The organism is Actinomyces procaprae, from assembly GCF_004798665.1.
In the GTDB taxonomy this organism is placed as follows: domain Bacteria; phylum Actinomycetota; class Actinomycetes; order Actinomycetales; family Actinomycetaceae; genus Actinomyces; species Actinomyces procaprae.
The window spans coordinates 2,456,892-2,481,161 of sequence record NZ_CP039292.1; the positions used below are offsets into that span (position 1 = coordinate 2,456,892).

General features: G+C 72.4%; 22 protein-coding genes. 13 read left to right on the plus strand and 9 right to left on the minus strand.

The window, feature by feature from the left end; translation table 11 throughout:
- Positions 1 to 61: 61 nt before the first annotated feature.
- Positions 62 to 538, minus strand: a complete 477-nt coding sequence (locus E4J16_RS10015) for a DUF6912 family protein (protein ID WP_136313914.1) — start codon at positions 536 to 538, stop codon at positions 62 to 64.
- A 95-nt stretch (positions 539 to 633) separates the two neighbouring features.
- Here E4J16_RS10015 and E4J16_RS10020 point away from each other — a divergent pair, with 95 nt between their 5' ends.
- Positions 634 to 1,158 carry a Fis family transcriptional regulator gene (locus E4J16_RS10020; protein ID WP_136193432.1) on the plus strand — a complete coding sequence of 175 codons (525 nt, stop codon included), beginning with the start codon at positions 634 to 636 and terminating at the stop codon, positions 1,156 to 1,158.
- A 28-nt stretch (positions 1,159 to 1,186) separates the two neighbouring features.
- Here the strand turns inward: E4J16_RS10020 and E4J16_RS10025 are convergent, their stop codons facing one another.
- Positions 1,187 to 1,426, minus strand: a complete 240-nt coding sequence (locus E4J16_RS10025; protein WP_136193431.1) for a helix-turn-helix domain-containing protein — start codon at positions 1,424 to 1,426, stop codon at positions 1,187 to 1,189.
- A gap of 113 nt (positions 1,427 to 1,539) precedes the next feature.
- On the opposite strand from E4J16_RS10025, the gene E4J16_RS10030 reads away from it, so the two are divergent.
- The 4 genes from E4J16_RS10030 to E4J16_RS15780 are packed head-to-tail and all read left to right on the plus strand — an operon-like array spanning position 1,540 to position 5,474.
- A complete protein-coding gene (locus E4J16_RS10030; RefSeq protein ID WP_240038103.1) occupies positions 1,540 to 2,220 on the plus strand; it encodes a hypothetical protein in 681 nt (226 codons plus the stop codon).
- Positions 2,220 to 3,956, plus strand: a complete 1,737-nt coding sequence (locus E4J16_RS10035; protein ID WP_136313915.1) for a CpaE/TadZ family protein — start codon at positions 2,220 to 2,222, stop codon at positions 3,954 to 3,956. The genes E4J16_RS10030 and E4J16_RS10035 overlap by 1 nt, the downstream gene beginning before the upstream one ends.
- 48 nt (positions 3,957 to 4,004) lie before the next feature.
- Positions 4,005 to 4,757, plus strand: a complete 753-nt coding sequence (locus E4J16_RS10040; RefSeq protein WP_240038104.1) for a LysM peptidoglycan-binding domain-containing protein — start codon at positions 4,005 to 4,007, stop codon at positions 4,755 to 4,757.
- Between the two features lie 60 nt (positions 4,758 to 4,817).
- Positions 4,818 to 5,474 carry an Rv3235 family protein gene (locus E4J16_RS15780; protein WP_275669545.1) on the plus strand — a complete coding sequence of 219 codons (657 nt, stop codon included), beginning with the start codon at positions 4,818 to 4,820 and terminating at the stop codon, positions 5,472 to 5,474.
- A gap of 2 nt (positions 5,475 to 5,476) precedes the next feature.
- Here E4J16_RS15780 and secA read toward each other — a convergent pair whose 3' ends face one another.
- Positions 5,477 to 8,356: a preprotein translocase subunit SecA gene (gene secA, locus E4J16_RS10050; RefSeq protein WP_136313916.1), complete on the minus strand. Its 2,880-nt coding sequence runs from the start codon at positions 8,354 to 8,356 to the stop codon at positions 5,477 to 5,479.
- Positions 8,357 to 8,623: 267 nt separating this feature from the next.
- On the opposite strand from secA, the gene E4J16_RS10055 reads away from it, so the two are divergent.
- Positions 8,624 to 9,451 (plus strand): ComF family protein, encoded by an 828-nt coding sequence (locus tag E4J16_RS10055; protein WP_136313917.1) that lies wholly within the window; start codon positions 8,624 to 8,626, stop codon positions 9,449 to 9,451.
- A gap of 184 nt (positions 9,452 to 9,635) precedes the next feature.
- Positions 9,636 to 10,286: a ribosome hibernation-promoting factor, HPF/YfiA family gene (gene hpf / locus E4J16_RS10060; RefSeq protein ID WP_136313918.1), complete on the plus strand. Its 651-nt coding sequence runs from the start codon at positions 9,636 to 9,638 to the stop codon at positions 10,284 to 10,286.
- Between the two features lie 125 nt (positions 10,287 to 10,411).
- Here the strand turns inward: hpf and E4J16_RS10065 are convergent, their stop codons facing one another.
- From E4J16_RS10065 to mtrA, 3 genes are all read right to left on the minus strand, one after another.
- Complete coding sequence (locus E4J16_RS10065) at positions 10,412 to 12,241, minus strand: LpqB family beta-propeller domain-containing protein (RefSeq protein WP_240038105.1); 1,830 nt, start codon at positions 12,239 to 12,241, stop codon at positions 10,412 to 10,414.
- Positions 12,238 to 14,067 carry an MtrAB system histidine kinase MtrB gene (mtrB, locus tag E4J16_RS10070; RefSeq protein WP_240038106.1) on the minus strand — a complete coding sequence of 610 codons (1,830 nt, stop codon included), beginning with the start codon at positions 14,065 to 14,067 and terminating at the stop codon, positions 12,238 to 12,240. Before mtrB ends, E4J16_RS10065 begins: the two co-directional genes overlap by 4 nt.
- Before the next feature lie 106 nt (positions 14,068 to 14,173).
- Positions 14,174 to 14,857 carry an MtrAB system response regulator MtrA gene (gene mtrA / locus E4J16_RS10075; protein WP_136193426.1) on the minus strand — a complete coding sequence of 228 codons (684 nt, stop codon included), beginning with the start codon at positions 14,855 to 14,857 and terminating at the stop codon, positions 14,174 to 14,176.
- Positions 14,858 to 15,242: 385 nt separating this feature from the next.
- Between mtrA and E4J16_RS10080 the strand changes: the two genes are divergently transcribed.
- From E4J16_RS10080 to E4J16_RS10100, 5 genes are read left to right on the plus strand one after another with little or no spacing between them, the layout of a single operon-like run.
- The gene (locus E4J16_RS10080; protein ID WP_136193425.1) at positions 15,243 to 16,469 is read left to right on the plus strand and encodes a DUF7847 domain-containing protein; all 1,227 of its coding nucleotides are present in this window, start codon (positions 15,243 to 15,245) and stop codon (positions 16,467 to 16,469) included.
- A gap of 33 nt (positions 16,470 to 16,502) precedes the next feature.
- Positions 16,503 to 17,198: a DUF4129 domain-containing protein gene (locus tag E4J16_RS10085; protein WP_136313919.1), complete on the plus strand. Its 696-nt coding sequence runs from the start codon at positions 16,503 to 16,505 to the stop codon at positions 17,196 to 17,198.
- Positions 17,195 to 18,394 (plus strand): DUF4350 domain-containing protein, encoded by a 1,200-nt coding sequence (locus E4J16_RS10090; RefSeq protein ID WP_136313920.1) that lies wholly within the window; start codon positions 17,195 to 17,197, stop codon positions 18,392 to 18,394. The genes E4J16_RS10085 and E4J16_RS10090 overlap by 4 nt, the downstream gene beginning before the upstream one ends.
- Complete coding sequence (locus tag E4J16_RS10095; protein ID WP_136193423.1) at positions 18,391 to 19,473, plus strand: AAA family ATPase; 1,083 nt, start codon at positions 18,391 to 18,393, stop codon at positions 19,471 to 19,473. The genes E4J16_RS10090 and E4J16_RS10095 overlap by 4 nt, the downstream gene beginning before the upstream one ends.
- A 23-nt stretch (positions 19,474 to 19,496) precedes the next feature.
- Positions 19,497 to 20,789 (plus strand): DUF58 domain-containing protein, encoded by a 1,293-nt coding sequence (locus tag E4J16_RS10100; protein ID WP_136313921.1) that lies wholly within the window; start codon positions 19,497 to 19,499, stop codon positions 20,787 to 20,789.
- A 32-nt stretch (positions 20,790 to 20,821) separates the two neighbouring features.
- On the opposite strand, the gene E4J16_RS10105 is transcribed toward E4J16_RS10100, so the two are convergent.
- Positions 20,822 to 21,817, minus strand: coding sequence for a stage II sporulation protein M (locus E4J16_RS10105; RefSeq protein ID WP_136193421.1), 996 nt, complete (start codon positions 21,815 to 21,817; stop codon positions 20,822 to 20,824).
- A gap of 14 nt (positions 21,818 to 21,831) precedes the next feature.
- On the opposite strand from E4J16_RS10105, the gene E4J16_RS10110 reads away from it, so the two are divergent.
- Complete coding sequence (locus E4J16_RS10110) at positions 21,832 to 22,707, plus strand: RDD family protein (protein WP_136193420.1); 876 nt, start codon at positions 21,832 to 21,834, stop codon at positions 22,705 to 22,707.
- A 570-nt stretch (positions 22,708 to 23,277) separates the two neighbouring features.
- Here E4J16_RS10110 and E4J16_RS10115 read toward each other — a convergent pair.
- Complete coding sequence (locus tag E4J16_RS10115) at positions 23,278 to 23,715, minus strand: DUF3499 domain-containing protein (protein ID WP_136193419.1); 438 nt, start codon at positions 23,713 to 23,715, stop codon at positions 23,278 to 23,280.
- Positions 23,716 to 23,797: 82 nt separating this feature from the next.
- Positions 23,798 to 24,241: a metallopeptidase family protein gene (locus E4J16_RS10120; protein WP_240038107.1), complete on the minus strand. Its 444-nt coding sequence runs from the start codon at positions 24,239 to 24,241 to the stop codon at positions 23,798 to 23,800.
- Positions 24,242 to 24,270: the final 29 nt, after the last annotated feature.

Consider the following 24,270-nt stretch of genomic DNA (forward strand, 5'->3'; position numbering starts at 1 on the left):
CACCCTCCTACGTCATCAGTGCCGGCCTCGCCGTGTCGCGAGCGCCGCGCGCTCGGAGACGTCAGGGGGTGGCGGCCAGTTCCTGTGCGAGCGCCGCGCGCTCGGAGACGTCGTACCACAGCAGGTCCGCATCGGCGGCACGCTCGAAGGCGGCCTCGTCCCCGGTGCGGGCGGCGCGCACATCGGCCTCCGCATCCGCCTCATCCACCAGCAGGGCCGCCACCGACTCCCACTCGACGGCTGCGGTCACCTGAACCGTGCCGGGCAGGACGTCACCCTCCACCGGCACCTCCCGGACCAGCTCGTCATCAACATCCGCAGCGATCACCACGCGCCTGTCGGCCTGGTCCCGGGCACCGGGCTCAGCCAGCAACAGCACCGAGGCATCGGCGGCGCACAGGCTCGCCGACACCTCCAGGCCCTCCTGGTCCTCCTCCGGGAACACCGCGGCCAGCGTGGGCGTGGCGGCGTGGGCGGTGCGGGCACTGATTCGGGCGGCGGCCAGATCGGAGGCCGTGGCGGGAAGGTAAACGCGCATGGGCCAAGTGTGCCCCCAAACCAGCGCGCACGCGGGCCACCCGACCACCCCGCCTTCGCCTTGGCGTGGCGCCGCCGATGTGGTGTGCTGCGGGCATGAACTGGGACAACCTCCTGGCCGACCTGGAAAGCCGCTTCGATGCGGAGCGCCGCGCCGACCTCGCCGCCGAGGCCGCCGAACTCGCCGAGGCGGAAATCGCCGGCCTGCACCTGGCGGACCGCCTGCGCGGCGCCGTCGGCCGCACCGTGCACCTGCGCACCCGTGGTGGGACAGGAGTCGACGGCGTCGTCAGCCGCGCCGAGCAGACCTTCGTGCTGCTGGACGAGGGTGACGGGCTGCAGTCGCTCGTGCCGCTGCAGGCAATCGCCCTGGCCTCACCACTGCCCGGCCCGGCGCCGGCCACCACCGGGCGCCGCCCCAGCATTCAGGCGCTGCTAAGGCAGCTGGCACGCGCAGGCACACAGGTACGCGTGGTCTTCGCCGCAGGCGAGGTCACCGGGCGGCTCGCCCGCGTAGGCGCCGACTACATCGACGTCGTCCGCGACGGCGCCGCCTCGGTGCGCGCGCCCGGAGCAGTCACCATCGCACTGTCAACGATCGAGGTGGTGCGCAGCCGCTGAGCCGGCCAACACGCCACCCGCCCGGCACCTACTCCTCCGCGCCCCTGGGCGTCTTCCCGGCTCCGGCTCCGGCCGCCACCATCTCACGAGTGGCGGCCAGCTGCCGCTCCACATACCCGTCGAACGCGCTCTCCGGCACGCGCCACAGGTGACGCGCCCCCACCTGGATCGCCGGGAGCTCCCCCGACTGAATCAGGGCACGCACCCCCTGGGCGGACAGCTGCAGGTGCTCGGCTACTTCGGCAATGGTCAGAAAGTTCTCCGGCATGGCACTATGCTCTCACCATCTTGCCGTTCGCGCCATAGTTGAACATACTTGTGGATAACCAACCACTCACTTAAAGCACTTAACGGCAGCGCACACGATCAAGGAGGATCCCCATGAGTCCCGCTCGACGACGCGCCACCGACTCCGCCAATACCACCGAGCCCACGCGCCTCAGCCCGCGAGGCCGCGTGCGCCGTCCCACCTGGCGGGACCCCCGCCTGGCCGGCGGGGTCGCCCTGATCGGGGCCGCGGTCGCCTTGGGCGCCTGGGCCGTGAACGCCGCCGCGGACACCGAGCAGATCTACGTGCTCGCTCACGACGTCGCCCCCGGCACCGACCTGGCTGCGGACGGCGTGCTCGCGCTGGTCGACTCCCACCCCGGCACCGACGCGTATGTGGCGGCGGGCGAGCTGCCACAGGACGCCGTCGCCACCCGCTCCCTGCAGGCGGGTGAGCTGCTGCCGTCCGGCGCGGTCGGTCGGGCCGCGGACGTGAACCTGCGCTCGGTGATGCTCACCCTCGCCTCCGGCCTGCCCACGGGCACGGGAGCGGGAGACATCGTGGACCTGTGGGCTCTGCCCGCCACACAGGCCACCGCCCAGGAGCCGGGTACCGCCGACGTCGTCGCCAGGGGGCTGCTGATCGCCTCCGTGGGTGAGACCGGCAGCAGCCTCATGGGCGGCACCAGCGTGCAGGTGGAGGTACTTGTTCCTGAGGATGCGGTCGCCGACGTGCTCACCGCCGTGGGCGCGGCCGGCCCGCTCGTGCTGGTCCCGACCGGGCAGGGGCAGTGATGGCCGACCGGCACGCCACCGCACCGACCGCCCCCCATGGAGTACTCCTCGCGCTCTCCGGCGACGACGCCGAGGTGCTGCGCGCCCTGGACGCGCCCGGCTCGGGACTGAAGGTGGTTCGCCGCTGCGCGGACACCAGCGAACTGCTCAGCGCCGCCATGGCCGGGCTGGCGGTTCTCGTAGTCGTAGACACCGGCTTCGACGAGCTCGACCGCACGGTCCTGGACCGGCTCGGCCGCGCCGGCGCGTCGGGACTGCTACTGGCACCGATTGCCGAGCACGAGCGCTGGGCGGGAACGGGCTGGCCCCTGGAATCAACCACCGCCACGCCCGCAGACATATGCTCCAGGCTGCAGGCCATCGCCCGCAGCCTGGAGGAGAGCCCCCGGGATGTGCCGCGCGCGGCGGCACCACCGCCCCCGGACCCGACGCCGGCAGCGACCGGCACCGACCTGTGGGACGACTTCGAGTCGGCGGCCCCGCCCGGACCGCCGCCGTCCTGGGCGCCGCAGCCGCTCATCCCGGGCACCGGTGGCTCGGAGCACGCGCACGGCCGCCTGGTGGTCGTGTGGGGATCACAAGGAGCGCCGGGGCGCTCAACCGTCGCCGCGTCCCTGGCCTGCGGGCTCGCCCCCGACACCATCCTGGTGGACGCCGACACCCAGGCCCCCTGCCTGACACAGCTGCTCGGCACGCCGGAGGACTCCTCCGCCCTGGCTACCGCCGCACGGCTCGCCTCCCGCGGACGCCTGGACGCCGAGGCACTGGGCCGCATCCTCTTCCCACTCGGTGACGGCCGTAGCCTGCTGACCGGCCTGGGCCGCCCCGGCCGCTGGCGCGAGCTTCCGGCGGCCGCGATGCCGGAGGTGTGGGAGCAGTGCCGCGCAAGCGCCGCGTGGACCGTGGTCGACGTGGCCGGCGGCCAGGTCGACGACGCCGTCGACGACTTCACCCTGGAGCCGGGTCCCGGCGCCGTCACCGCGAATCTCCTGAAGGAGGCCGACGTGGTGGTGATCGTCGGCGCCGGGGATCCGATCGGGGTACGCAGGCTGCTGCAGCTGATCGACGACATGGAGGGGCAGCCCCGGCCAGCGGGACGCATCGAGGTAGTGGTCAATCGGGTGCGCGCCTCCGCCGCCGGCCCGTCCCCGCAACGGGCGGTGCGGGAGGCGCTCGCGCGCTTCGGCGGCATTGAGGAGGTCACGCTCCTGCCCGACGACGCGCCCACCGCAGACCGCTGCCTGATGGAGGGGCGAAGTGTGCTCGAGGCCGCCCCGGCCTCGCCGTTGGGGCGGGCACTGGCCGAGCTCGTTGACCGCATCGACCCGCGCTCCGGGGCGTCCGCCCGGGCCTCACGCGCCGGCCGAGGCGCCCGCCTGCGCCGGGTGGCGACGCTACTCGGGCCACGCCGCCAAGAGCGGCCAAGCGGGCGGGGGCACGCCGACCGGGCCGCCGCGGAAGCAGGCTCCGCTGCCCCGGGCAACCCTGGGGCAACCTCCACGGTCACGCCGGCGGCGGTTGGAGCCGCCACCCCCGCACCCCCCCGCCGCCGGAGCCCGGCGCCGACGCATCCCCTCGCGGCCGCCACCGCGCCTGATCGGCGCGCAGCCGGCGCGACCACGGCAACCTGCCCGAGGACGGCCTCCCACACCCGCGCACGCCGCCGCACCCGCGCACGCCACCACATCCTCGAACCAGAAGACCCATCAAACCGCTTGACACCCCCAGCGCCATAGACCATGATCTAACATCATCAAACATCATCAATACAGATGGAGTAGGACATGAGCGCGTCAACACGGATCATTCAGTCCGTGAAGGGACTCAGCGGGCGAGCCGCACTCGGCCTGGTCGGACTGGTTTCCTTCGCCCTGGTCCCGGTACTGCTGAGCGCTGCGACCACAAGCGCCCGGTCCCTGCTGGAACTGCCCCTGGCCTGGTGGGGCCCCGCCCAGTTCTCCGCAGCCATCACCGCCGTCGCCTGCGGCGCCGGAGCCGCAGGGGCGCTCTGGCACCTGCTGTCAGTCATCCTGGCCCTGCTCGCCTGTTCCGACGGCCGTCGCGGATCCCTGAGGGCTCCCGGCCGCGGAGCCCGTGCGGCCGCCCGGATACTGCGCCGCTGGGGCGCTCCCGTGGTGCGGCGGATCGCCGCCGGAGCGCTTATCGCCGGCATGTCCTCAAGCCCGGCCCTCGCCGCCACCACCGCCGCCGCTCCCGGCAGCGACGACCTGGGCTGGCAGCCCACCCAGACGGCGCCCACTGACCCCGGGGACTCAGGCACCGGCTCCTCCCCCACCGATCCGGGGCAGCCGCAGGAGAGTCCCGCCCCCACCCCCGGGCACACGGTGACGGCCGGCGAGTCCCTGTGGTCCATCACCGAAGACCTGATCGGCCCCGAGGCCTCGCCGGCGCAGGTAGCCGAGGCATGGCCACAGCTGTACCGGGCCAACACGGACGTGATCGGCTCAGACCCCGAGCTGATCCTCCCCGGAACACCCTTGTCCGTTCCCGGCTTCACCGACGAAGCCGAGTCCTGAGCCATCCAGCCGAACACCGCGAGCGCCGCCTCCCACCACCACAGCCCCAGGAGAAGCATCATGTCCGCCCTCACCGCCGCCGCCCCGGCATATCCCCAGTCCGCCCCGTCACCGCAGTCGCCCGCCACCAACGACAAGCCGCAGTTGCGTGCAGTCCCGGCACCGGAGACGATCGAGCGTCCCGGCACACCTCCCCGCAGCCGCACCCGCCCGGCCCCGGCCGCACGCACCGCCCCCGGCCTGCGCCTCTCAGCGAGCACGCCCGCCGGCACCCTCGTGCCCCGCCCGGTCCTGGACGGCGCCCAGCAGCCCAAGGACTGGGACCGCCTACGCTTCCGCCCCGTCTTGAAGCAAGGCGGCGATGACGCGAAACAGCCGAACGCCGAGGCCGAGATGCCCGATCCGGCGCGCTTCGCCGCCGTGGTCGTGACCGCCGCCGCCGAAGTGCTGTCCGGGCACCGCCGGGCGGACAACCTCGCACGCTGGACCACGCCGGAGCTGTTCGAGGCGCTCACCCGGCGGGCGGGACTGGCGTGCAGACTGCTCGGGCAGGCGCCGACGCGACTACGCCCGCGCTCGGCGCACGCCCAGCCACCCAAGCACGGCAGCTGCGAGGTGACGGTCCTGCTGGACGACGGCACCCGCGTTCGCGCGGCGGCCGCCCGCCTGGAGACCTTCAGGGGACGGTGGCTGCTGGCCGCGCTCGAAATCGCCTGAGGCTACTTGCGCCGCTTCTTGGCGGCCCGCCGCTGCTTGCGGTTACCGCCGGTGGACGCCGACTTGCCCGCTCCCGCGCCGGCGGCTGCCCCGGTCGCCGACGCCGCAGGCTCCGCGGCCCCACGGCCCTGCGCCCCCGCAGCCGGGGTGGCCGTGGCGGTGCCGTCCTCAGCGGGCGCCGTATAAGTGACGCGCTGGTTCATGGGCTCCTGGCCGGTGCTGCCCAGCACGGACCCGCGGGACGCTCCCCGCCCGTCGGCCGCAGTCCTCCCGCCTCCGGCCGACGGCGCCGCGTCCTTACCCGCGGCCTCGGCCTGTGCCTGCTGGGCGGCGGCACGAGCGGCCGCGGCGTCGAAGCGGGCTGCGTTGGCGAATACCTGCTCGACCGTCTCCTCCCGGATGCCCTCCATCATGGCCTTGAACATGTGTGCACCCTCATTGGCGTACTCGACCAGCGGGTCCCGCTGGGCCATGGCGCGCAGGCCGATGCCCTCCTTGAGGTAGTCCATCTCATACAGGTGCTCGCGCCAGCGCTTGTCCACGACGGCCAGCAGGACGCGCCGCTCCAGGGAGCGCATGGGCTCCTCCCCCAGCTGCGCGCGGGCGATGGGGTTCTCGCTCAGGCGCTGCTCGGCCTCCTCGTAGGCGACGGCGGCGTCCTCAGTGAGCTCGGCGGACAGCCGCTCGGCGGAGAGCAGGTCGCGGCCGCCTACCTCCTCGATCAGGTCCTCCTGGGTGAGGCTGACCGGGTACAGGTGCGCCAGGTCGTTCCACAGGGCGTCCAGGTCCCACTCGTCGGGACGGCCCTCCTGGGTACGGGCGGCCACGATCGTGCCGACGGCCTGGGCTCGGAAGCCGACCAGCTGCGGCTCCAGGTCCTCGCCGTCCAGGACCCGGCGGCGCTCGGAGTAGACCTTCTCGCGCTGCTCGGTCATGACGTCGTCGTACTTGAGGACGTTCTTGCGGATCTCGTAGTTGCGGGACTCGACCTGCCGCTGGGCTGAGGCGATGGCGCGCGTGACCATCTTGGACTCGATCGGCACGTCGTCGGGGTAGGCACCGGAGTTCATGATGCGCTGGGCGGCGCCGGAGGCGAACATGCGCATCAGGTCGTCCTCCATGGACAGGTAGAAGCGGGACTCCCCCGGGTCTCCCTGGCGGCCGGAGCGCCCGCGCAGCTGGTTGTCGATGCGGCGGGACTCGTGCCGCTCGGTTCCCAGCACGTACAGGCCGCCCAGCTCTACGACCTCGTCGTGCTCCGCGGCGCAGGCCTCCTGTGCGGCGGCGAGCGCCTTGGGCCAGGCCTTCTCGTACTCCTCGGCGTTCTCCTCCGGATCCAGGCCCGCCTCCTTCAGGGCGGTCACCGCGATGTGCTCGGCGTTCCCGCCGAGCATGATGTCGGTGCCGCGGCCGGCCATGTTGGTGGCCACGGTCACGGCGCCCTTGCGTCCGGCCAGGGCTACGACGGCGGCCTCACGGGCGTGCTGCTTGGCGTTGAGCACCTCGTGCTTGATGCCGCGCTCATCGAGCAGTTGGGACAGCCGCTCGGACTTCTCCACGCTGGTGGTGCCCACCAGGACGGGCTGGCCGGCCTCATGGCGCTCGGCGATGTCGTCGACGACGGCGGCCAGCTTGGCGTCCACGTTGGTGTAGACCAGGTCCGGCTGGTCCACGCGGATCATCGGCTTGTTGGTGGGGATGGGAACCACGCCGATGCCGTAGGTGCCGGCGAACTCCGCGGCCTCGGTCTCGGCGGTACCGGTCATGCCGGCGCGCGAGCCCTCCGGGTACAGGCGGAAGTAGTTCTGCAGGGTGATGGTGGCCAGGGTCTGGTTCTCGGCCTTGATCTCCACCCGCTCCTTTGCCTCGATGGCCTGGTGCATGCCCTCGTTGTAGCGGCGGCCGGGCAGGACGCGGCCGGTGTGCTCATCGACGATGAGTACCTCGCCGTCGCGCACGATGTAGTCCTTGTCCAGGTGGAACAGCTCCTTGGCCTTGATGGCGTTGTTCAGGAAGCCGATCAGGGGCGTGTTCTCCGACTCGTAGAGGTTGTCTATGCCCAGGTAGTCCTCCACGCGCTCAATTCCGGGGGCGAGTACGCCGACGGTGCGCTTCTTCTCGTCGACCTCGTAGTCCCGGCCGGCGCGCAGGCGCTGGGCGAGCTTGGCGAACTCCTTGTACCACTTGTTGACGTCCCCGGTGGCGGGGCCGGAGATGATCAGCGGGGTGCGGGCCTCGTCGATGAGGATGGAGTCGACCTCGTCTACGATCACGAAGGCGTGACCCCGCTGGACCAGGTCCTCGGGGCGCTGGGCCATGTTGTCGCGCAGGTAGTCGAAGCCGAACTCGTTGTTGGTGCCATAGGTGATGTCGCACTCGTACTGCTTGCGCCGCTGGGCGGGATTCTGGGTGGCCAGCACGCAGCCGGTCGTCAGCCCCAGGAAGCGGTGCACGCGCCCCATCAAGTCGGACTGGTACTCGGCCAGGTAGTCGTTGACGGTGACCACGTGCACGCCCTTGCCGGTCAGCGCCCGCAGGTAGGAGGGCATGGTGGCCACCAGGGTCTTGCCCTCACCGGTCTTCATCTCGGCGATGTTGCCCTGGTGCAGGGCGGCCCCGCCCATGATCTGCACGTGGTAGGGGCGCTGGCCGAGCACGCGGTCGGCGGCCTCAACCACGGTGGCGAAGGCCTCGGGGAGGAGCTCGTCGAGGGTCTCCCCGTCGGCGTACCGCTGCTTGAACTCCGCTGTCTGCTCCTGCAGCTCCGCGTCGGTGAACTGCTTGTAGTCCTCCGCCAGGGCCTCGACCTGGGTCGCGAGGGCGTCGAGCCTCTTGAGGGTCCGTCCCTCACCGATGCGAAGGATCCGATCGACGATCGACACGCTGCTTTCTCCCCTGGTAGCTGATGGGAGCCCGCCGGCATGCGGCGCCTAGGAGGGCGGGCCCCGTGCCCGGGTGGACCGGGCGCGGACGCCGCCATGGTATGCCATTGCACGGCTGGGTCCCGGGCAGGGGGCGGGCTATCGCTCACCGCTGAGCGCATCCGCCGTCGTCCACAGCCGCCCTCGAAGACGGCCCGCCCGCGGCGCCTGTGGATAACCCGCGTCCGCGGCGGGCGCCCCGCCGCGGACGGGACGCACACTGTGCGCATGCTCCGTCACCTGCCGGGCGCGCTCGCCGACGCCGTGCACGTCGCCCTGCCGCTCAGTTGCGCCGGCTGCGGCCGGTGGGACGTCTCCCTGTGCGAGGACTGCGCGGCACTGCTCGAGGCGGCGCCGCACCGGGTCGAGCACGCCGACGCCGCCGCCGGACTGGCCGTGTGGGCGCTGGCTGCCTACGCCGGTCCGGTCAGGTCCCTGGTGCTGAGCTGGAAGAACGGCGCCCGGGAGGAGCTTGACCGTGTCATGTCCCGGGCGGGCCGACGGGCGGGCCGCCAAGTGGCGGAGGGCCTGTCCGCCCGGACGGTGGCGGCAGTGTCCGCGGCCGACGGCCTGCTGGTGGTTCCGGCACCGTCCGGCCTGCAGCGGCGGGCGCGCGGCAGGCTGGTGGCGGCACGGCTCGCCGACGCCATCGCACTCGGCATGGCCGAAGGCCTGCGGGAGGTGTCCCGGGACGTGTCGCGGCGGCCGGTGACGGTGGCCAGCGCGGACGTGCTGCGGCGTCGGGCCGGTGCGGGCGGCGTGCGGCAGGCGGGCCGGTCTGCGGCCCAGCGGCGCGCCAACCGCTCGACGCCGCCGCGGGTGGTGGCCCCGGTCGCAGGGATGGCGGTGGTACTGGTCGATGACGTGGTTACCACCGGGGCCACGCTGGGGGCCTGCGCCCGAGCACTGCGCCTGGCGGGCGCAGTGGTTGAGGAGGCCCTGGTGGTGGCCGCGGCCCCGCCGCCGGCCCGGGGGCGTCCGGTGGTGGTCCCCGGCGGCCCGGTGCTCCCCGCAGACGGCGGCGGGATGGCCATGAGCGCCCCAAAAATGGTGTAGGTTATGTGTCGTAACGCACACACTAGTGCGCGGCGGCCGAGGTCGGCGCCGCGCCCCGGTTCTCCGCCGGCAGCACACGAGGAGGTGGCCAACCACTCCGAAGCCGCCGCGAGGTGCGGCGGCTGTCTCCCCCCCAGCCCGATCCCCTCACAAGGATCACTTGGACTCAGAAAGAGGTTCCACCATGGACATCACCGTCGTCGGTCGCAATGCGGAGATCAGCTCTCGCCTGCGGGACTACGTCGAGGAGAAGGCCGCCAAGGTCGAGCAGTTCGACCCGCGCGTCCAACGAGTCGAGGTCGAGGTCACCCACGAGCGCAACCCGCGTCAGGCGGACACCGCCGAGCGCGCAGAGATCACCGTCATCTCCAAGGGCCCGGTGATCCGGGCCGAGGCCAGCTCCTCCGACCGCTTCGCCGCCTTCGACATCGCCATGGGGAAGCTGACCGAGCGCTTGCGCCGGGCACGCGACCGGAAGAAGAACCACCGCCGCCACATCGTCGAGCTCCCCGACCAGGTCGCGTCCGCCCCCGCCGAGGAGCCGGAGCTGCCGGACACCGACGACCTGCCCATCGAGGACTCGCCCTCGGCGCCCACCCAGCCGGGTGTGGCGGTGGAGTCCCAGCTGGGAGACTCCCCCGTGGTGGTACGGCAGAAGCTCCACGACGCAGTGCCGATGACGGTGGATGAGGCCCTGTACCAGATGGAGCTGGTGGGCCACCCCTTCTACCTCTTCATTGAGAAGTCCACGATGCAGCCCTGCGCCGTCTACCACCGGCACGGCTGGACCTACGGCGTCATCCGCCTGAACGCGCAAGTCACCACCGGCGACTGAGCCACCCGCCACGATCGTGGCAGCGCCCCGCATGCAACCTCCGGCATGCGGGGCGCCCCGCATGCTCGCCGCTGCCGGGCCCGTCCGCCGCGGCGCGGCGGGCAGTCCCGCCGCGGCGCGCTCCCTCAGGGAAGCGGGTAGGCGATGTCGGTGATGCCGGTGGCGCTCACACGCCAGGCCGCGCCCGTGTGCTGCCAGATGCGCCCTTCGGCGTCGGTCAGCTGGACCGCTCCGGTAGCCCGGTCCGCAGTGACGGCGACCGCAGCCGGGGACGTGATGGCGGCGGTCAGCGGCCCGCCGACGGGAACGCGCAAAACACCCGACGCCACCTGGCCGTCCTCGGAGGCGGGCAGCACGGCCACGCTCAGCGGGTCATACCAGACGACGGCGTCGGTGCGGGCCGCGGCTGCGGCGGGCAGCTCCAGGGGATCTCCCAGGCCGGTCGGGGTGCCGTCGTTACGGACGATCACAGCCACGCTCACACGGTCATCACCGTGCTCGCCGCTCCCCCGGTGGCGCACCACAATGCGAGCCGACTCGGCGGCCAGGTCGAAGGCCACAACCGTCCGGCTGCTCAGCCACGGGGCGTCTATCGACGCCCGCCGGCCCCGGCCGTCAACGGCGATGATCCGCCCCTCCGCCCCTGTCCACACCCACTGGTGGCGGTCCACGATCGGGGGCAGCAGCCCCTGGGTCGCGGCCTCGGCGCCGTCCGCCTCTCCGGCCCCGTCCGGGTCCGGGGCGGCACCGGGCTCGGCCTCGGTGTCAGAGTCGGCGCGGGAATCGGCCTCCCCCACAGACATGATGACGTCGGCCGCGCCCTGCCCCGGTGACACGCGCAGCAGGCTGGAACGGGTCAGGGCGTACACGGTGCCGTCCTGGGCGAGCGTGGGGTGAGAGGCGACGTCGGCGCCCATGGTCTGGGCCGCCACCAGGGTGGTACGGGTGGAACTCGTGCCCTGGACGACGGCTCCCGCCCACATCCCGACCACTTGCCCCGGCGGCGTGTCGACGGCGGGCAGCGCCGTCGGCGCCCCGAGCTCGTCGCCATCGGCCCGCACGGCGACGTCCCGCACCTGCGTGAGGTCGGATGCACCCAGAAGCGTGGCGCGAATCTGCGCCACCAGGAGCCGTGCCTGCGCCTCATCTAGGTCACCCGGACCGCCCAGGCCGATCAGGTCGACGCTGGCGATCCCGCCCTCGACTACGACGCCGTCGTCCCCGATGGTGACGCCGGCGGGAATCGCGGTGGACACCCCCGCGGCCATCCAGGTCGAGGGCCCCTCCAGCAGCGCCTCGACCAGTCGCCGGGACAGCTCGTGGCGGGGCAGCCAGCGCAGCTCCGGAACCAGGCGGGTGTGGTCAGGGGTCAGGAAGAACAGCGGCGCGGAGCCGAAGCCGGCCATCAGGTCACCGTCGGACAGGAGCATCCCGTCGGGCAGCTCGGCTATGCGCCACTGGCCCGACGCATTGGTGGTCAGCGCGTAGCGGTAGGAGTGATCGGGATCGGCAGCTCCGGTGAACACGCCGACCGGGTCGACGACGCCTATCAGGTCGACCGTGACGGTCACCTCGTGCTCGACCAGGGCGACCACCGGCGTGGTCGAGCCCTCGTAGACGCCCACCGCGGCGGTGGGCTGCCAGGAGGCGGAGGCCGCGTCGGTAAGGAAGGCCCGCGCGGTGGCGAAGTCGTCGAACAGCCCGGCGGCGCAGGCACGCAGGAACCCCGTGACGATCTCATCCGGGGTGGCGCCGTCCGCGGGGCCCGCCGCGGTCTGGACGAGCTGTTCGTCACCCGCCCCCAGGACGTCGGACTCGGCCACGCCCCCGGACGTGGGCAGGGCGGTGCAGGCGGCGAGCGAGCCGCCACCGAGCAGCAGCGCGGCGAGCACCGCGCGACGAGGCACGTCCCGGGCGGGGCGGCGCTCGGGCAGGGCGGATGCGGGACCCGTCACCGGCGGCCCCCCTCCTGCTTCCTGCGGGAGTCGGTGTCCTCGGGCGTACGCGCCGTCGGGCCCTCCCCCGGGGCGATGACGGTCACGCGCACCTGCGCGTCGGCCTCATCGGCCTCGGTGGGCGTGGCGACCTCCTCCTGCTCGGAGTCGCGATCGACGTCCGAGCGGCGGGAGGCAGGCGAGGGCGTGAGCGCCGGGACGGCCGGAACGGTGACGTCGACGTCCTTGGTGCGGGCGCCGACCCGGGAGACGGGCGGGGCGTCGTCGGGAACCACGTCCAGGGGGCCGGGCTTGGTAAAGGTGCCGGGGGTCGCATCGGGACCGAGGCGGCGCGGCAGGGTCAGCACGAAGGAGGCGCCGTCCGCGGGCCAGCCCCAGGCGGTCAGGGTGCCGCCGTGCAGCACGGCGTCCTCCAGGGAGATGGACAGGCCCAGCCCGGTGCCGCCCAGGGTGCGCTTGCGGGACGGGTCGGCGCGGTAGAAGCGGTCGAAGACCTTCTTGACCACGTCCGGGCTCATGCCCACCCCGTGATCGCGCACGCGTACGGCGACTGCGTCACCGTTGGCGGCGACGGTGATGTCAATGGGGGATCCCTCGGCGTGCTCAAGCGCGTTGACGATCAGGTTGCGCAGGATGCGCTCGACCCGGGCTACATCGACCTCGGCGACGCAGGGCTCCTCGGGCAGGTGCAGGCGGATCGGCGAGCCGGAGGCCTCAACGTGGACGGCGACCAGGTCGAGTACGCCGTGCAGGACGGCCCCGATATCCGCCTCCGCGGCGCGCAGCTGCACGCGGCCGGAGTCGATGCGGGAGATCTCCAGCAGGTCTGAGAGCATCTGCTCAAAGCGGTCTATCTCGCGCATGAGGATCTTCAGGCTGCGCGTGGCGAACGGGTCCTGAATCTCATCGCGGGCCTGCCAGATCTGCTCCGCGGCCAGCCGGATGGACGCCAGGGGCGTGCGCAGCTCGTGGGATACGTCGGACACGAACAGCTTCTCCACCTTCGACAGGCTCTCCCAGGCCTGGATCTGCGCCTCGAGGGAGTCGGCCATATTGTTGAAGGAGCGCGACAGCGTGGCGATCTCATTCTCCCCCGACACCGGCAGCCGCTCCTGGAGGTGGCCGGCCGCCAGGCGCTCGGCCGCCAAGGAGGCCCGCCGGATGGGGATCAGCACCCGGGAGGTGAGGGCCCACAGCCCGACGATGAGCAGCAGCAGGAAGCCGGCGCCGGCGATGATGATGGCCCGCGTGGCCAGGTCGATGACGTGCTGCTCGGGCGCCAGCGTGTACACGAGGAACAGGTTGTACCCGCCGGCCAGCGGCAGGTTGACGCGAGAGCCGACCATGAGTCCCGGGGCGGTTCCGTCGCCGTCGGGTATGCCCACGGACTGGAAGTACTGGGTGCCGGTTTGGCCCGCGTCGATCTGGGAGACCAGGTTGTCGGTGATCAGCGCGGCCAGGTCCGCATCGGTGGCCAGGTCGTTGATGATGATCGTTGAGGTCTCGCCACCGGCGCGGCGCAGCACCACGCCCACACCGCCCGCCCCGACGAAGGAGTCGTTGATGGAGGCGAGCTGCGCCTGCGCCGTCGCGGTCAGGTCATCGGCAGTGTCGACCTGGGCGACGTCGAAGGCGGACTGGGCTGCGGCCGTGCGCTGGCGAGCATCGGTGAGGATGGCGGCGCGACGCTCGGCGAACACGTCGTTGCGAATGGTGATCGTGACCGCCACCAGCAGCACGGCGATGAGGACCACGCCGGCCACCGTGGCGAACAGCACCATGGAGGTGCCAAGAGAGCGGCGTGCCGCCCCCAGCGGAGTCGGCACGCCGCGACGCCCTGTACGCCGACCCCGGAGTCGAGCTTCCACGGTCAGCGAGCCACGGGACTCGGGTGGCGAGGCGGGCGGGACTCAGGCGTCACCGCGCCCGCAGTCACTTGCCGTCGCCGGCACGGTAGCCGACGCCGCGCACCGTCACCACGATGCTGGGATGCTCGGGGTCCTTCTCGATCTTGGCGCGCAGGCGCTGCACGTGCACGTTGACCAGGCGGGTGTCGGCGGCGTGCTGGTAGCCCCACACCTGCTCCAGCAGCTCCTCACGCGTGAACACCTTCCACGGGGTGCGGGCGAGGGTGACCAGCAGGTCGAACTCCAGCGGCGTGAGGTTGATGACGGTGTCACCGCGGTGGACCTGGTGGCCGGAGACGTCGATGTCCAGGTCGCCGGCGCGCACGTGCTCAGCGCCATTGGCGTCGATGTTGCGGCGCAGGCGAGTGCGGACGCGAGCCAGCAGCTCCTTGGACTTGAAGGGCTTGGTGACGTAGTCGTCAGCGCCGGCCTCGAGCCCGGCCACCACGTCCTGGGTGTCGGTGCGCGCGGTGAGCATGATGATCGGCACGTCGGACTCGGAGCGGATGAGCTTGCAGATCTCCACGCCGTCGAGCCCCGGCAGCATCAGGTCCAGCAGGACCAGATCCGGATCAGTCTCGCGGAAGGCCTCGAGGGCCTTCGCGCCGTCGGCGCAGAAGGACGGAGTGTAGTCCTCCGCCTCCAGCATGATGCCGATCATCTCGGCCAGGGCAGTATCATCGTCAACGACCAGAATGCGAGTGCGCATGGCGCCTATCTTGACACGTACATAAGGCACGAATGGCGCCTACATGCCACACCGCGACGTTCCTCACATGCAATTGAGGTTGACTTAAGCCCTTCGATCGGAGGGACTTTCGGCCCCCTGCTTAGGTTTCGCGCCTGTCCCGCTCCCCGCACCCGCCCCCGCGGACCGTGCGAAAAACACTTCGCAGGAACATGCAACCCGGGCGTGTCCGCACCCCAGGAGCACCGGCAGCCACGCCACGAAGCAGCACCGGCAACTGCACCTCGACCCTCACCGCGGCCGACGCCGCGCCTCAAGAGCCCGCCCGCCCCGGCCCGGCCCCGGCTGGCGCTTCTCCTCCTCGAGGGGGAGAGCACCGGCGCCAACACCGTGAAACAGTATGCACATGAGCAGCGACAACACCGGATGGCAGTCCCCCTCCGGCGGCGACCCCGCGGGGTCGTCCCCCGCCCCCGGGCAGTACCCGCAGTCGTCCTCCGGCTACGGCACCGACTCCCCCCAGCCCGAGCCGCCCGCCTACGGCCAGTACCAGCAGGCCGCCCCGGGGCAGGCCGCCGGCACCGAGGGCCAGTACGCCCAACAGGCGGGCGCCTACCCCGCGGGAGCAACCGGCTTCTTCGTCGCCCCCAAGCCCGGAATCATTCCGCTGCGCCCGCTGAGCATCGGCGAGATCATCGGCGGTGCCTTCGAGTCCCTGCGCGCCAACCCCCGGGCGATGTTCCTGCCCGCCCTGCTGGTGATGGGAGCCGCAGGCCTGGTCTCCGCACTGCTGATCTACGTCTCCACACGCTCCTTCTTCACTGACCTGACCTCCGCCGACTACTACAACGAGTACGACCCCACCGTCTCCGAGGCGGAGGTATTCCGCAGCTCTCTTTCCATACTGGGCGGCAGCTTCACCACCAATGTCGTCACCCTGGTGATCACGTCGCTGGCCACCGCCGTGCTGACCGGCCTGCTGATCGTGACCGTGTCCCGCTCGGTCCTGGGGCGCATCGCCACCCCCACGGAGGTTTGGGAGCGCACCAGGCCGCGCATCTGGGCCCTGATCGGCCAGGCCGCGCTGACCGAGCTGTTCACCTTCATCGCCGCCGCACTGCTCGTGACGGGGCTGGCGCTGCTGATGGCCGCGATGCTCCTGGCACTGGCCGACTACGAGGGCGCCGGAGGCGCCCTGCTGATCCTCATGGGATTCCTGCTCACGATCCTGGGCCTGCTCGCCGCCGCGTTCCTGTGGGTGCGCCTGTCGCTCGCCAGCGCAGCACTGATTCTTGAGAATGTCGGAGTCTGGGAGGGCATCCGCCGTTCCTGGCAGCTGACCCGCACCGGCTTCTGGCGGATCCTGGGCACTTTGCTGCTGGTCGAGCTGCTGGTCACTGCGGTAACCATGGTCATAGCAGTACCGCTCGGCTTCATCTCCGGCGCCGGCTCCGTCCTGGTCACCAGCGCGGCCACCTCCGCGCTGCTGTCGGCTTTCGCCACTTTCGCCTCATCGCTGCTCAGCGCCGTGATCCTGCCGTTCTCCGCGGCCTCCCGCGCCCTGATCTACATCGACCTGCGCATGCGCCAGGAGGGCCTGGACGTTGAGCTGCGCCGCTCGGCGGGAGTCTGAGAGCACCCGCGCCGCCACACCGTCATGATCTCGATGCCACCCGTCACCGCAGCCGCTCGCGCCCTCGGCGCCGGCGGACTGCACGTGCTCGTCCCCCGGGACGTGCCGGCCACCCCCGACGCCGACGCCGCCCGCCGCGCCGCCGAGGAGGAGCTCGCCAAACCCGTATACCGCGAGACCGAGAGCCTGCGGATGCGCATCTGGCAGTGGCTGGCCGAGCACCTGGACCCCCGCGGGGCCGTGCCCGGGGTGCCGGCGTGGCTGTCGGTCCTGATCGTGGTGCTGCTGGTGACCGCACTGGTAGTCGTGCTGGTGGTGCTGTTCACCCGTATCACCTGGGCGCGCCGCGTCACCCGCCCCGGCGACCCGCTGTTCGACGACGATCGCGACGCCGCCGCACTGGCCCGTGCCGCCGACACCGCCGCCGGGCGGGGCGACTGGACCACCGCCGTCGTCGAGCGGTTCCGTGCGATCGTCCGCACGCTCGATGAACGCGGCGCCCTTGAGGACTATCCGGGAATGACCGCGCATGAGGCGGCGGTGCTGGCGTCCCGGCCGCTGGGCGGGATGGCCCCCCAGATGCACGAGGCCGCCCGCCTGTTCGACGCCGTCCGCTACGGCCGGGTCGTGTCCACCTCAGAGCAGGACGCATGGATGCGGGCCTTCGCCGAGCAGGTTGCCCGCACTCCCCTAGTCCCGGCAATGCCGGCCGGGCAGGTGACGCCATGAGCGCATCCGCTACCACGTCCCCCAAAGGCGACGGCACAGCACCCGCGGGCTCCGCCGACCAGGTGGTCGGAGCCCGCCCGGGCGAGCGCCTGCAGCGGTGGCGTCCCTTCCTGGCCGCCGGGGCGCTGCTGCTGCTTGTCGCCCTGGCGACCTTCTGGACGAGCCCGCAGTCCTCCAAGGTCCCCTACGCGATCAACAACCCCCACCCAGAAGGCACCCAGGCGCTGGCGGAGCTGCTGCGCGACCAGGGCGTGGACGTCTCCGCCGTCACCTCGGCCGACGCCGCCGTCACCTCGGCCGCGGACGGCGCCACCGTGGTCGTGCTCAACGTCGGGGACCTCAGCAGCTTCGACCGCCACCAGCTCGCCCAAACGGGCCAGGAAGTCGTGGTCCTCGGCTCCCTGTACGAGGACCTTGCGCAACTCACCGACATGACTCCGACCGGGGTCTCCGCGAGCACCAACACCACGCTGGAGCCCGAGTGCACCGACCCCGACGCGGTGGCCGCCGCCGCACTCGCAGGCTCGACCGGCTCCGTCGACCTGGGGGACGTGGAGGGCGCCGTCGGCTGCTTCCCCGTGGGCGACGGCACCTACGCCTACGCCACCGCTCCCCTTGCGGGCGGCGGGACCCTGCGAGTGATCGCCGACCCGCGCATCGCCACCAATGAGAACCTCACCACCCAAGGCAACGCGGCGCTGGCGATCCGTGCCATGGGCCGCAGTGACCGCCTGGTCTGGTTCGACGCCTCCCAGACGCTCGCGCTCAACGTGTGGGACACGCCCCTGCTGCCGCCGTGGCTGCCGGCGCTGATGCTCCTGGGCGGGGTCGCCGTCACTGCGCTGGCGCTGGTGCGCGGGCGCCGCTTCGGACGGCTCGTTTCGGAGGACCTGCCGGTGGTTGTGCACGCCACCGAGACCGCCGTCGGCAGGGGCAGGCTGTACCGCCGGGCCGGGGACCGCGATCGCGCCGCCCAGGCACTGCGCGCCGGAACGGCCCTGCGGCTCGGCCGCTCACTAGGCCTGCCGGCGTCGGCCGGCCGCGGCGAGCTGCTCCAGGCCGCCGCCCGCGCCAGCGGCTGGCCCGCTGCCGCCATCGACCATGCCCTGTACGGGCCCACCCCCGCGGACGACCATGCCCTGGCGGACCTGGCCGTACGCCTGGAACAACTCGAGAGCGAGGTCCATCCAAGATGACCACACCCCCCGCCCCCCGCAACGAACCGCCGCACCGCACCGGATGGGCAGACGGCCAGGCCGTCGACCAGGCCGACGTGCCGACCACGGCGCTGCCCACCAACGCAGCACGGCCGGCCACGCCGGGCGGTGATGATCCGCGCGCCCGGCTGCGGGCGGTGCGCGCAGAGGTGGCCAAGGCGGTCGTCGGCCAGGACCCGGCCGTCACGGGACTGGTGATCGCCATGCTCGCCGGCGGCCACGTACTGCTGGAGGGGGTGCCCGGGGTGGCCAAGACGCTGCTGGTGCGCTCTCTGGCCACATCCCTTGACGTGCGCACCAAGCGGCTGCAGTTCACCCCCGACCTGATGCCCGGAGACGTGACCGGCTCCCTGATCTACGACGCGCGCACAGCGGAGTTCTCCTTCCGCGAGGGCCCGGTGTTCACCAACCTGCTGCTGGCCGACGAGATCAACCGCACCCCGCCCAAGACGCAGGCCGCCCTGCTGGAGGCCATGGAGGAGCACCAGGTCACGGTCGACGGCTCCCCCCGGCCCCTGCCGGATCCGTTCATGGTGGTGGCGACCCAGAACCCGGTTGAGTACGAGGGCACGTACCCGCTGCCCGAGGCCCAGTTGGACCGCTTCCTGCTCAAGCTCATACTGCCGCTGCCCGAGCGCGGCGAGGAGATCGAGGTCCTGTCCCGCCACGCCACCGGCTTCAACCCCCGTGACCTGCCGGCGGCGGGCCTGCACGCCGTCGCCTCCCCGGACGATCTGCGGGCCGCCCGCGAGCAGGTGCGCACGGTGGACGCCTCACCCGAGGTGCTCGCCTACGTGGTCGACCTGGTGCGGGCCACCCGCACCTCCCCGTCGGTGTCACTGGGCGTGTCCCCGCGTGGTGCCACGGCGCTGCTGACGACGGCGAAGGCGTGGGCGTGGCTGTCCGGCCGCGGCTTCGTAACCCCCGACGACGTCAAGGCGCTCGCGCTGCCGACGCTGCGCCATCGCATCCAGCTGCGGGCCGAGGCCGAGCTGGAGGGCGTGTCCACCGAGTCCGTGATCAGCGGCGCCCTGCGCTCGGTGCCGGTGCCGCGGTAGTCGGCTGCTGAGAGGAGGCGCCCGTGTACCTGACCATGCGTACCGTCTGGCTGCTCGTCGTCGGGGCGGTGCCCGTGTTCCTCGTGCCCCGTCCGGCCACGGTCCTGGCCTGGACGGCGCTGGTGACCGCGCTGGTGGTGGTCGACGTGGCAGCGGCGCCCTCGCCCCGGGGCCTGCGCGCAACCAGGTCGGTGCCCCGGTCGGTGCGCCTGGGCGAGACGGTCACGGAGACGCTGACCCTGTTCAACACCACTGGGCGCAGCATGTCCGCGGTGGTACGCGATGCCTGGCCGCCCTCGGCCGGCGCCCCGCAACAGCGGCGGGCGCTTGTGGTCCCGGCCGGGCGGCAGCGGCGGATGCGCACCACGCTGACCCCCACGCGCCGCGGTGACCGAGTGGCCGACCTGGTCACGGTGCGGTTGCGCGGCCCGCTCGGCCTGGCCGGACGCCAGGCGTCGCTGGCCGTGCCCGCGCGACTGCGCGTACTCCCGCGGTTCGCCTCGCGCCGCCACCTGCCGAGCCGGCTGGCCCGCCTGCGGGAGATGGACGGGCGCAGCGCCGTGATGGTGCACGGAGCGGGCACCGAGTTCGACTCCCTGCGCGAGTACGTCGTCGGCGATGACGTGCGTTCAATCGACTGGCGCTCCACGGCACGGCGCGGAGAGGTCGTGGTCCGTACCTGGCGGCCGGAGCGGGACCGGCGCGTACTCATTGTGGTGGACACCGGCCGGATGGCGGCGGCACGGCTCGACGACGCGCCTCGGCTCGACGCCCAGATCGAGGCGATGCTGCTGCTGGCGGCGCTGGCCTCCCGTGCGGGCGATCGGGTGGATGCGGTCGCCATGGATGTGGAGACGCGTGCGCAGGTGCGGGGCGTGTCCGGCTCCGCGCTGCTGGGGGCGCTGGCGGACGCCTTCGCACCGCTCAGACCCGCTCTCGCGGCCACGGACTGGGCGCTGGTGGCGGCCACGGTGGAGGCCGCCCTCTCCCAGCACGCGCTGGTGGTCGTGCTCACCGGCCTGGACGGTTCGGGGGCGGATGCCGCCATGCTGCGCGCCCTGGCAACCATTGCCCGCAAGCACACGGTGGTCGTGGGCTCAGCGACCGACCCGGGCCTGGAGCGGCTGCGCTCTCGGCGCGACGACGCCGAGAGCGCCTACACGGCCGCGGCGGCCGAACGCGACCTGGTGGAGCTTGACGCCGTGCGCACCCGGCTGCGGCGCGCCGGCGTGGAAGTGGTGGAGGCCCAGCCGGGGGCGCTGGCACCGGAACTGGCCGACACCTACCTGGCGCTCAAGGCCGCGGGGAGGCTGTGATGCGGAGGCTCGCCGTCGTGCCCGCGCAGGAGTCAGCCGACCTCGGCCTGGACGGCGCCGGCCTCGTCGGCCTCAAGGTCGCCGGTGTGCCCGGCCAGCACGGCCCGGCGGCCCGGCAGCAGCGTGTAGACCCAGAACACCACCAGTGCCAGCAGGCCGATCAGCCCCTTGACCGGCCACGGCAGCGGCGCCGGGGTCACGAATGCCTCAATGAATCCGCTGACTGCCAGTGCCGCCGTCAGCCCGGCCGCCACGGTGACCAGGGAGCGCCCCTCGGCAGCGAGCGCCACGCCTCGCGACCGGCCGCCGGGGGCGAGCATGGTCCAGAACAGCTTCAGACCAGCGGCGCCGGCTACGAACACGCAGGTGAGCTCCAGCAGCCCGTGCGGGGTGATGAGCGCGAAGAACTGCCCGAGCAGGCCGTGATCGGCCATGATTGCTCCCGCCTGCCCGACGTTGACGGCGTTGGCGTACAGCATGTAGGCGGGCAGCAGCCCGGTGATGCCGCCGGCCACGCACAGCGCGGCGATGCGCGCGTTGTTCGTCCACACCAGGCCGGCGAACTCGGGGGCGGCGTAAGCGGAGTAGTAGGCCTCGAAGGACTCCTGGGCGTAGGTGTCGAGTGTGCTGGGAGAGCCGAGCGCCGCCATGGCATCGGGACTGCGCAGTGTCCACACGCCCACGACCACGGCGATCACCACCTCCACCGCGGTCACCACCACCGTCCACCAGCGCAGGCGATACAGTGCCGCCGGCACGCTGGCGAGCCAGAAGCGCCTCACATCGCTCATGCGCGCCTCCCGCGTGCCGGTGATGCGGCCGCGTGCCGCAGCCACACGAGTGGACAGCTGGGCCAGCAGCGTCGGGTCCGGGGCTCCGGTGCGGATGCGCGAGAGGTGGCCGGCCGCAGCCCGGTAGAGGGTTACCAGCTCGTCCGCCTCGGCGCCGGTGAGTCGGCGCCGGGACGTGAGCTCATCCAGCCGGTCCCACTGGTCGCGGTGGGCGGCGGCGTAGGCGTCAATATCCACGAGGGGAGTCTGTCATGGTGAATGAGGTTGCCGCCTCGTCCGAGCGGATGATGACGCCGGAGTTGATGGTCACCGGGGAGGCCGTGGCCCTGGAGGTGCTGCCCGCATCCCCCGGGGCCCGCATCCTGTCGGGGCTGATCGACTACGCGCTGTACGGCGCGGGCCTGGTGGTCACGGTGCTGACGGGTGTCCCCATAGGCGGCCGCATCTTCCCGAACGCCTCCGACGCCCTGGTGGTGGCAATGCTGTCCCTGGTGTTCCTGGGGTGGCTGGTGGGGATGCCACTGGCGGTGGAGGTGCTGTCCCGCGGACGCTCCGCCGGCCGCCTGGTGACCGGTTCCCGCATTGTTCGCGACGACGGCGGCGCGGTGCGACTGCGCCACAGCCTGGTTCGGGCCCTGGTGGGGGTTGTCGAGGTCTGGCTGCTCGGCGGGATCCCGGCGATCGCCACCAGTGTGGTGACCCGCCGCGGTAAGCGCCTGGGAGACCTCTTGGCGGGAACCTACGCGGTGCGGATCCGCAACGGGGGTGTTGATGCTCCGCCGATCCTCATGCCGCCGGAGCTGTCCGCATGGGCCCGGGACGCCGACCTGCGCTCCCTGCCAGGCCACTTGGCGCTCGTCGTGCGGACCTTCTTGCAGCGGGCCTCCTCCATGCAGCCGCAGGCGCGCATGCGGCTGGCTACGCAGCTGGCCGCGCAGGCGGAGCCCTACGTGGCGCCGCCGCCACCGCCGCACACTCACCCCGAGCGCTTCCTGGCGGCGCTGCTGGCGGCCCGCCGCGACCGCGAGTTCATGCTGGAGCTGCGGGATCGGCGCCTGGAGGACAACGCGCTCACCACCATGCAGAACCCGCCGCATGAGGTGGCCGCGCCCGCCGCACAGGCGTAACCGGGCGGCACCGGGCAGCCCGGAGACTACGGGCGCCGCGCCGGGGTGTAGAGCCCCGGGGTTTGTGGGGGTGCACCCCGGGGGCGAGCAAAAAAACCCGGGGGCGTGCAGCAACACCGCCCCCGCACGCCGCCGGGCAAAAGTGCACTGAGCACCGAGGACCCCGGAGCGGTGGCACCGCCCCCGCACGCCGCCGGGCAAATGCGGCTGTTCCGGTTGGGGTGTGCTCATGGGCGGTTCGGCTGCGTGCTCGGTGAGGATTGTTTGGTGCAGTCAGGCGCCCACGACGTTCCCGTGGTGTTGGGCGCCTGGTTGCCGACAGTCGAGGGGCGGGTGGGTCCTACGCCGCCCTGGTTGGACCGCTCACGCCCCGATGGACCGCTCACGCCCCGATGGACCGCTGTAACCAGCGGCTACGGCGGTCCAACGGGGGCACAGCGGTCCAACGGGGGAACAGGGGTCCAACGGGCAGGCTCAACGGCCACGCGCATCGCCCCCAACCGCGCACCGCCACCCAAGCACTCTCGCAACCGGGCCAAGTGGCGCTTTAGTGGGTGACCTGTAGGTCGATCAGTCCTCGGTCTTCTCCCCGCGCAGCACGCGCAAGTGACCGCGGCGGGTGATCTCGCCGTCGCCCAGACCGGTCAGGTGGTCCGGCAGCGGGGCGGTCAGCGATGCGGGCAGCAGGCCGGTGGGCCGCCCCGCGTGCTCGGCCGGCTGGGGCTTGGGGCGCGGGGCCCTGGAGGCCTCCCGGACGGCGTCGGCCAGGGCGGTCAGGTCGTCCTCCGACGGCGGGGCGGGCTGAAAGTCGGTGGCGAGTCGGATCACTTGCCAGCCGCGCGGCGCGGTGAATGACTCCACGTGCTTGGCGCACAGGTCGTAGGCCTCGGGCTGCGCCTGCGTGGCCAGCGGGCCGAGCACGATCGTGGAGTCGGCGTACACGCTCGTCAAAGTGGCTACGGCCGGGTTCTCGCATCCGGGCCTGCGGCAGTGTCGGACTCTTCTCACACCCGCAGGCTACCGCGGGCCGGCCGACAGGTGCGGGAGCCACGGGCCCGCGGCGCCGTGATAAGAGCGAAGCGCGTGGGGCTCACAGTCCCGGGTCGATCTCCTCAGGCCGACGGCCCAGCATGAGGGCCACCTGCTCCAGCACGACGCGCCGCACCAGCTCCGCCAGTTCGGCGTCATCGGCGGCACGGGAGGTGATGGGGCGCCGGTACAGGACGATCCGGGCGGGGAGCCCGGCCCGCGGCTCGGCGGCGAATCCGCGGCCGAGCACGACGCCGTGCTCCCACGGGGCCGGATCCGACGGCGGCACCTCCTCCACGGCGAACTGCATCACGGAGACCTGCGGGTTCCGTCGGGTCAGCGCCGCGGCGGCCTCAATGACCATCGCGTCGAAGCGCTCGGCGCGGGTGCGCCAGGCGGGCAGTCCGGGCGGCAGCAGCGGTCCACGCAGCCCGCGCCCGTGACGGTCACGGCGGCGCGGGGATGCGGGAATACGCACCGGATACCGACGAGATGACCTGGGCACGTGTCCCACCCTAGAGGATTGCCGACGCC

What these genes read in the sequence shown, in the direction of transcription:
- hpf (WP_136313918.1), top strand. Translation starts at nt 9,636, where the DNA reads ATGGACATCACCGTCGTCGGTCGCAATGCGGAGATCAGCTCTCGCCTG.
- E4J16_RS10035 (WP_136313915.1), top strand. Translation starts at nt 2,220, where the DNA reads ATGGCCGACCGGCACGCCACCGCACCGACCGCCCCCCATGGAGTACTC.
- E4J16_RS15780 (WP_275669545.1), top strand. Translation starts at nt 4,818, where the DNA reads ATGTCCGCCCTCACCGCCGCCGCCCCGGCATATCCCCAGTCCGCCCCG.
- E4J16_RS10040 (WP_240038104.1), top strand. Translation starts at nt 4,005, where the DNA reads ATGAGCGCGTCAACACGGATCATTCAGTCCGTGAAGGGACTCAGCGGG.
- E4J16_RS10015 (WP_136313914.1), bottom strand. Translation starts at nt 538, where the DNA reads ATGCGCGTTTACCTTCCCGCCACGGCCTCCGATCTGGCCGCCGCCCGA.
- E4J16_RS10080 (WP_136193425.1), top strand. Translation starts at nt 15,243, where the DNA reads ATGAGCAGCGACAACACCGGATGGCAGTCCCCCTCCGGCGGCGACCCC.
- E4J16_RS10110 (WP_136193420.1), top strand. Translation starts at nt 21,832, where the DNA reads ATGGTGAATGAGGTTGCCGCCTCGTCCGAGCGGATGATGACGCCGGAG.
- E4J16_RS10030 (WP_240038103.1), top strand. Translation starts at nt 1,540, where the DNA reads ATGAGTCCCGCTCGACGACGCGCCACCGACTCCGCCAATACCACCGAG.
- mtrA (WP_136193426.1), bottom strand. Translation starts at nt 14,857, where the DNA reads ATGCGCACTCGCATTCTGGTCGTTGACGATGATACTGCCCTGGCCGAG.
- E4J16_RS10085 (WP_136313919.1), top strand. Translation starts at nt 16,503, where the DNA reads ATGCCACCCGTCACCGCAGCCGCTCGCGCCCTCGGCGCCGGCGGACTG.
- E4J16_RS10055 (WP_136313917.1), top strand. Translation starts at nt 8,624, where the DNA reads ATGCTCCGTCACCTGCCGGGCGCGCTCGCCGACGCCGTGCACGTCGCC.
- E4J16_RS10020 (WP_136193432.1), top strand. Translation starts at nt 634, where the DNA reads ATGAACTGGGACAACCTCCTGGCCGACCTGGAAAGCCGCTTCGATGCG.
- E4J16_RS10095 (WP_136193423.1), top strand. Translation starts at nt 18,391, where the DNA reads ATGACCACACCCCCCGCCCCCCGCAACGAACCGCCGCACCGCACCGGA.
- E4J16_RS10025 (WP_136193431.1), bottom strand. Translation starts at nt 1,426, where the DNA reads ATGCCGGAGAACTTTCTGACCATTGCCGAAGTAGCCGAGCACCTGCAG.
- E4J16_RS10090 (WP_136313920.1), top strand. Translation starts at nt 17,195, where the DNA reads ATGAGCGCATCCGCTACCACGTCCCCCAAAGGCGACGGCACAGCACCC.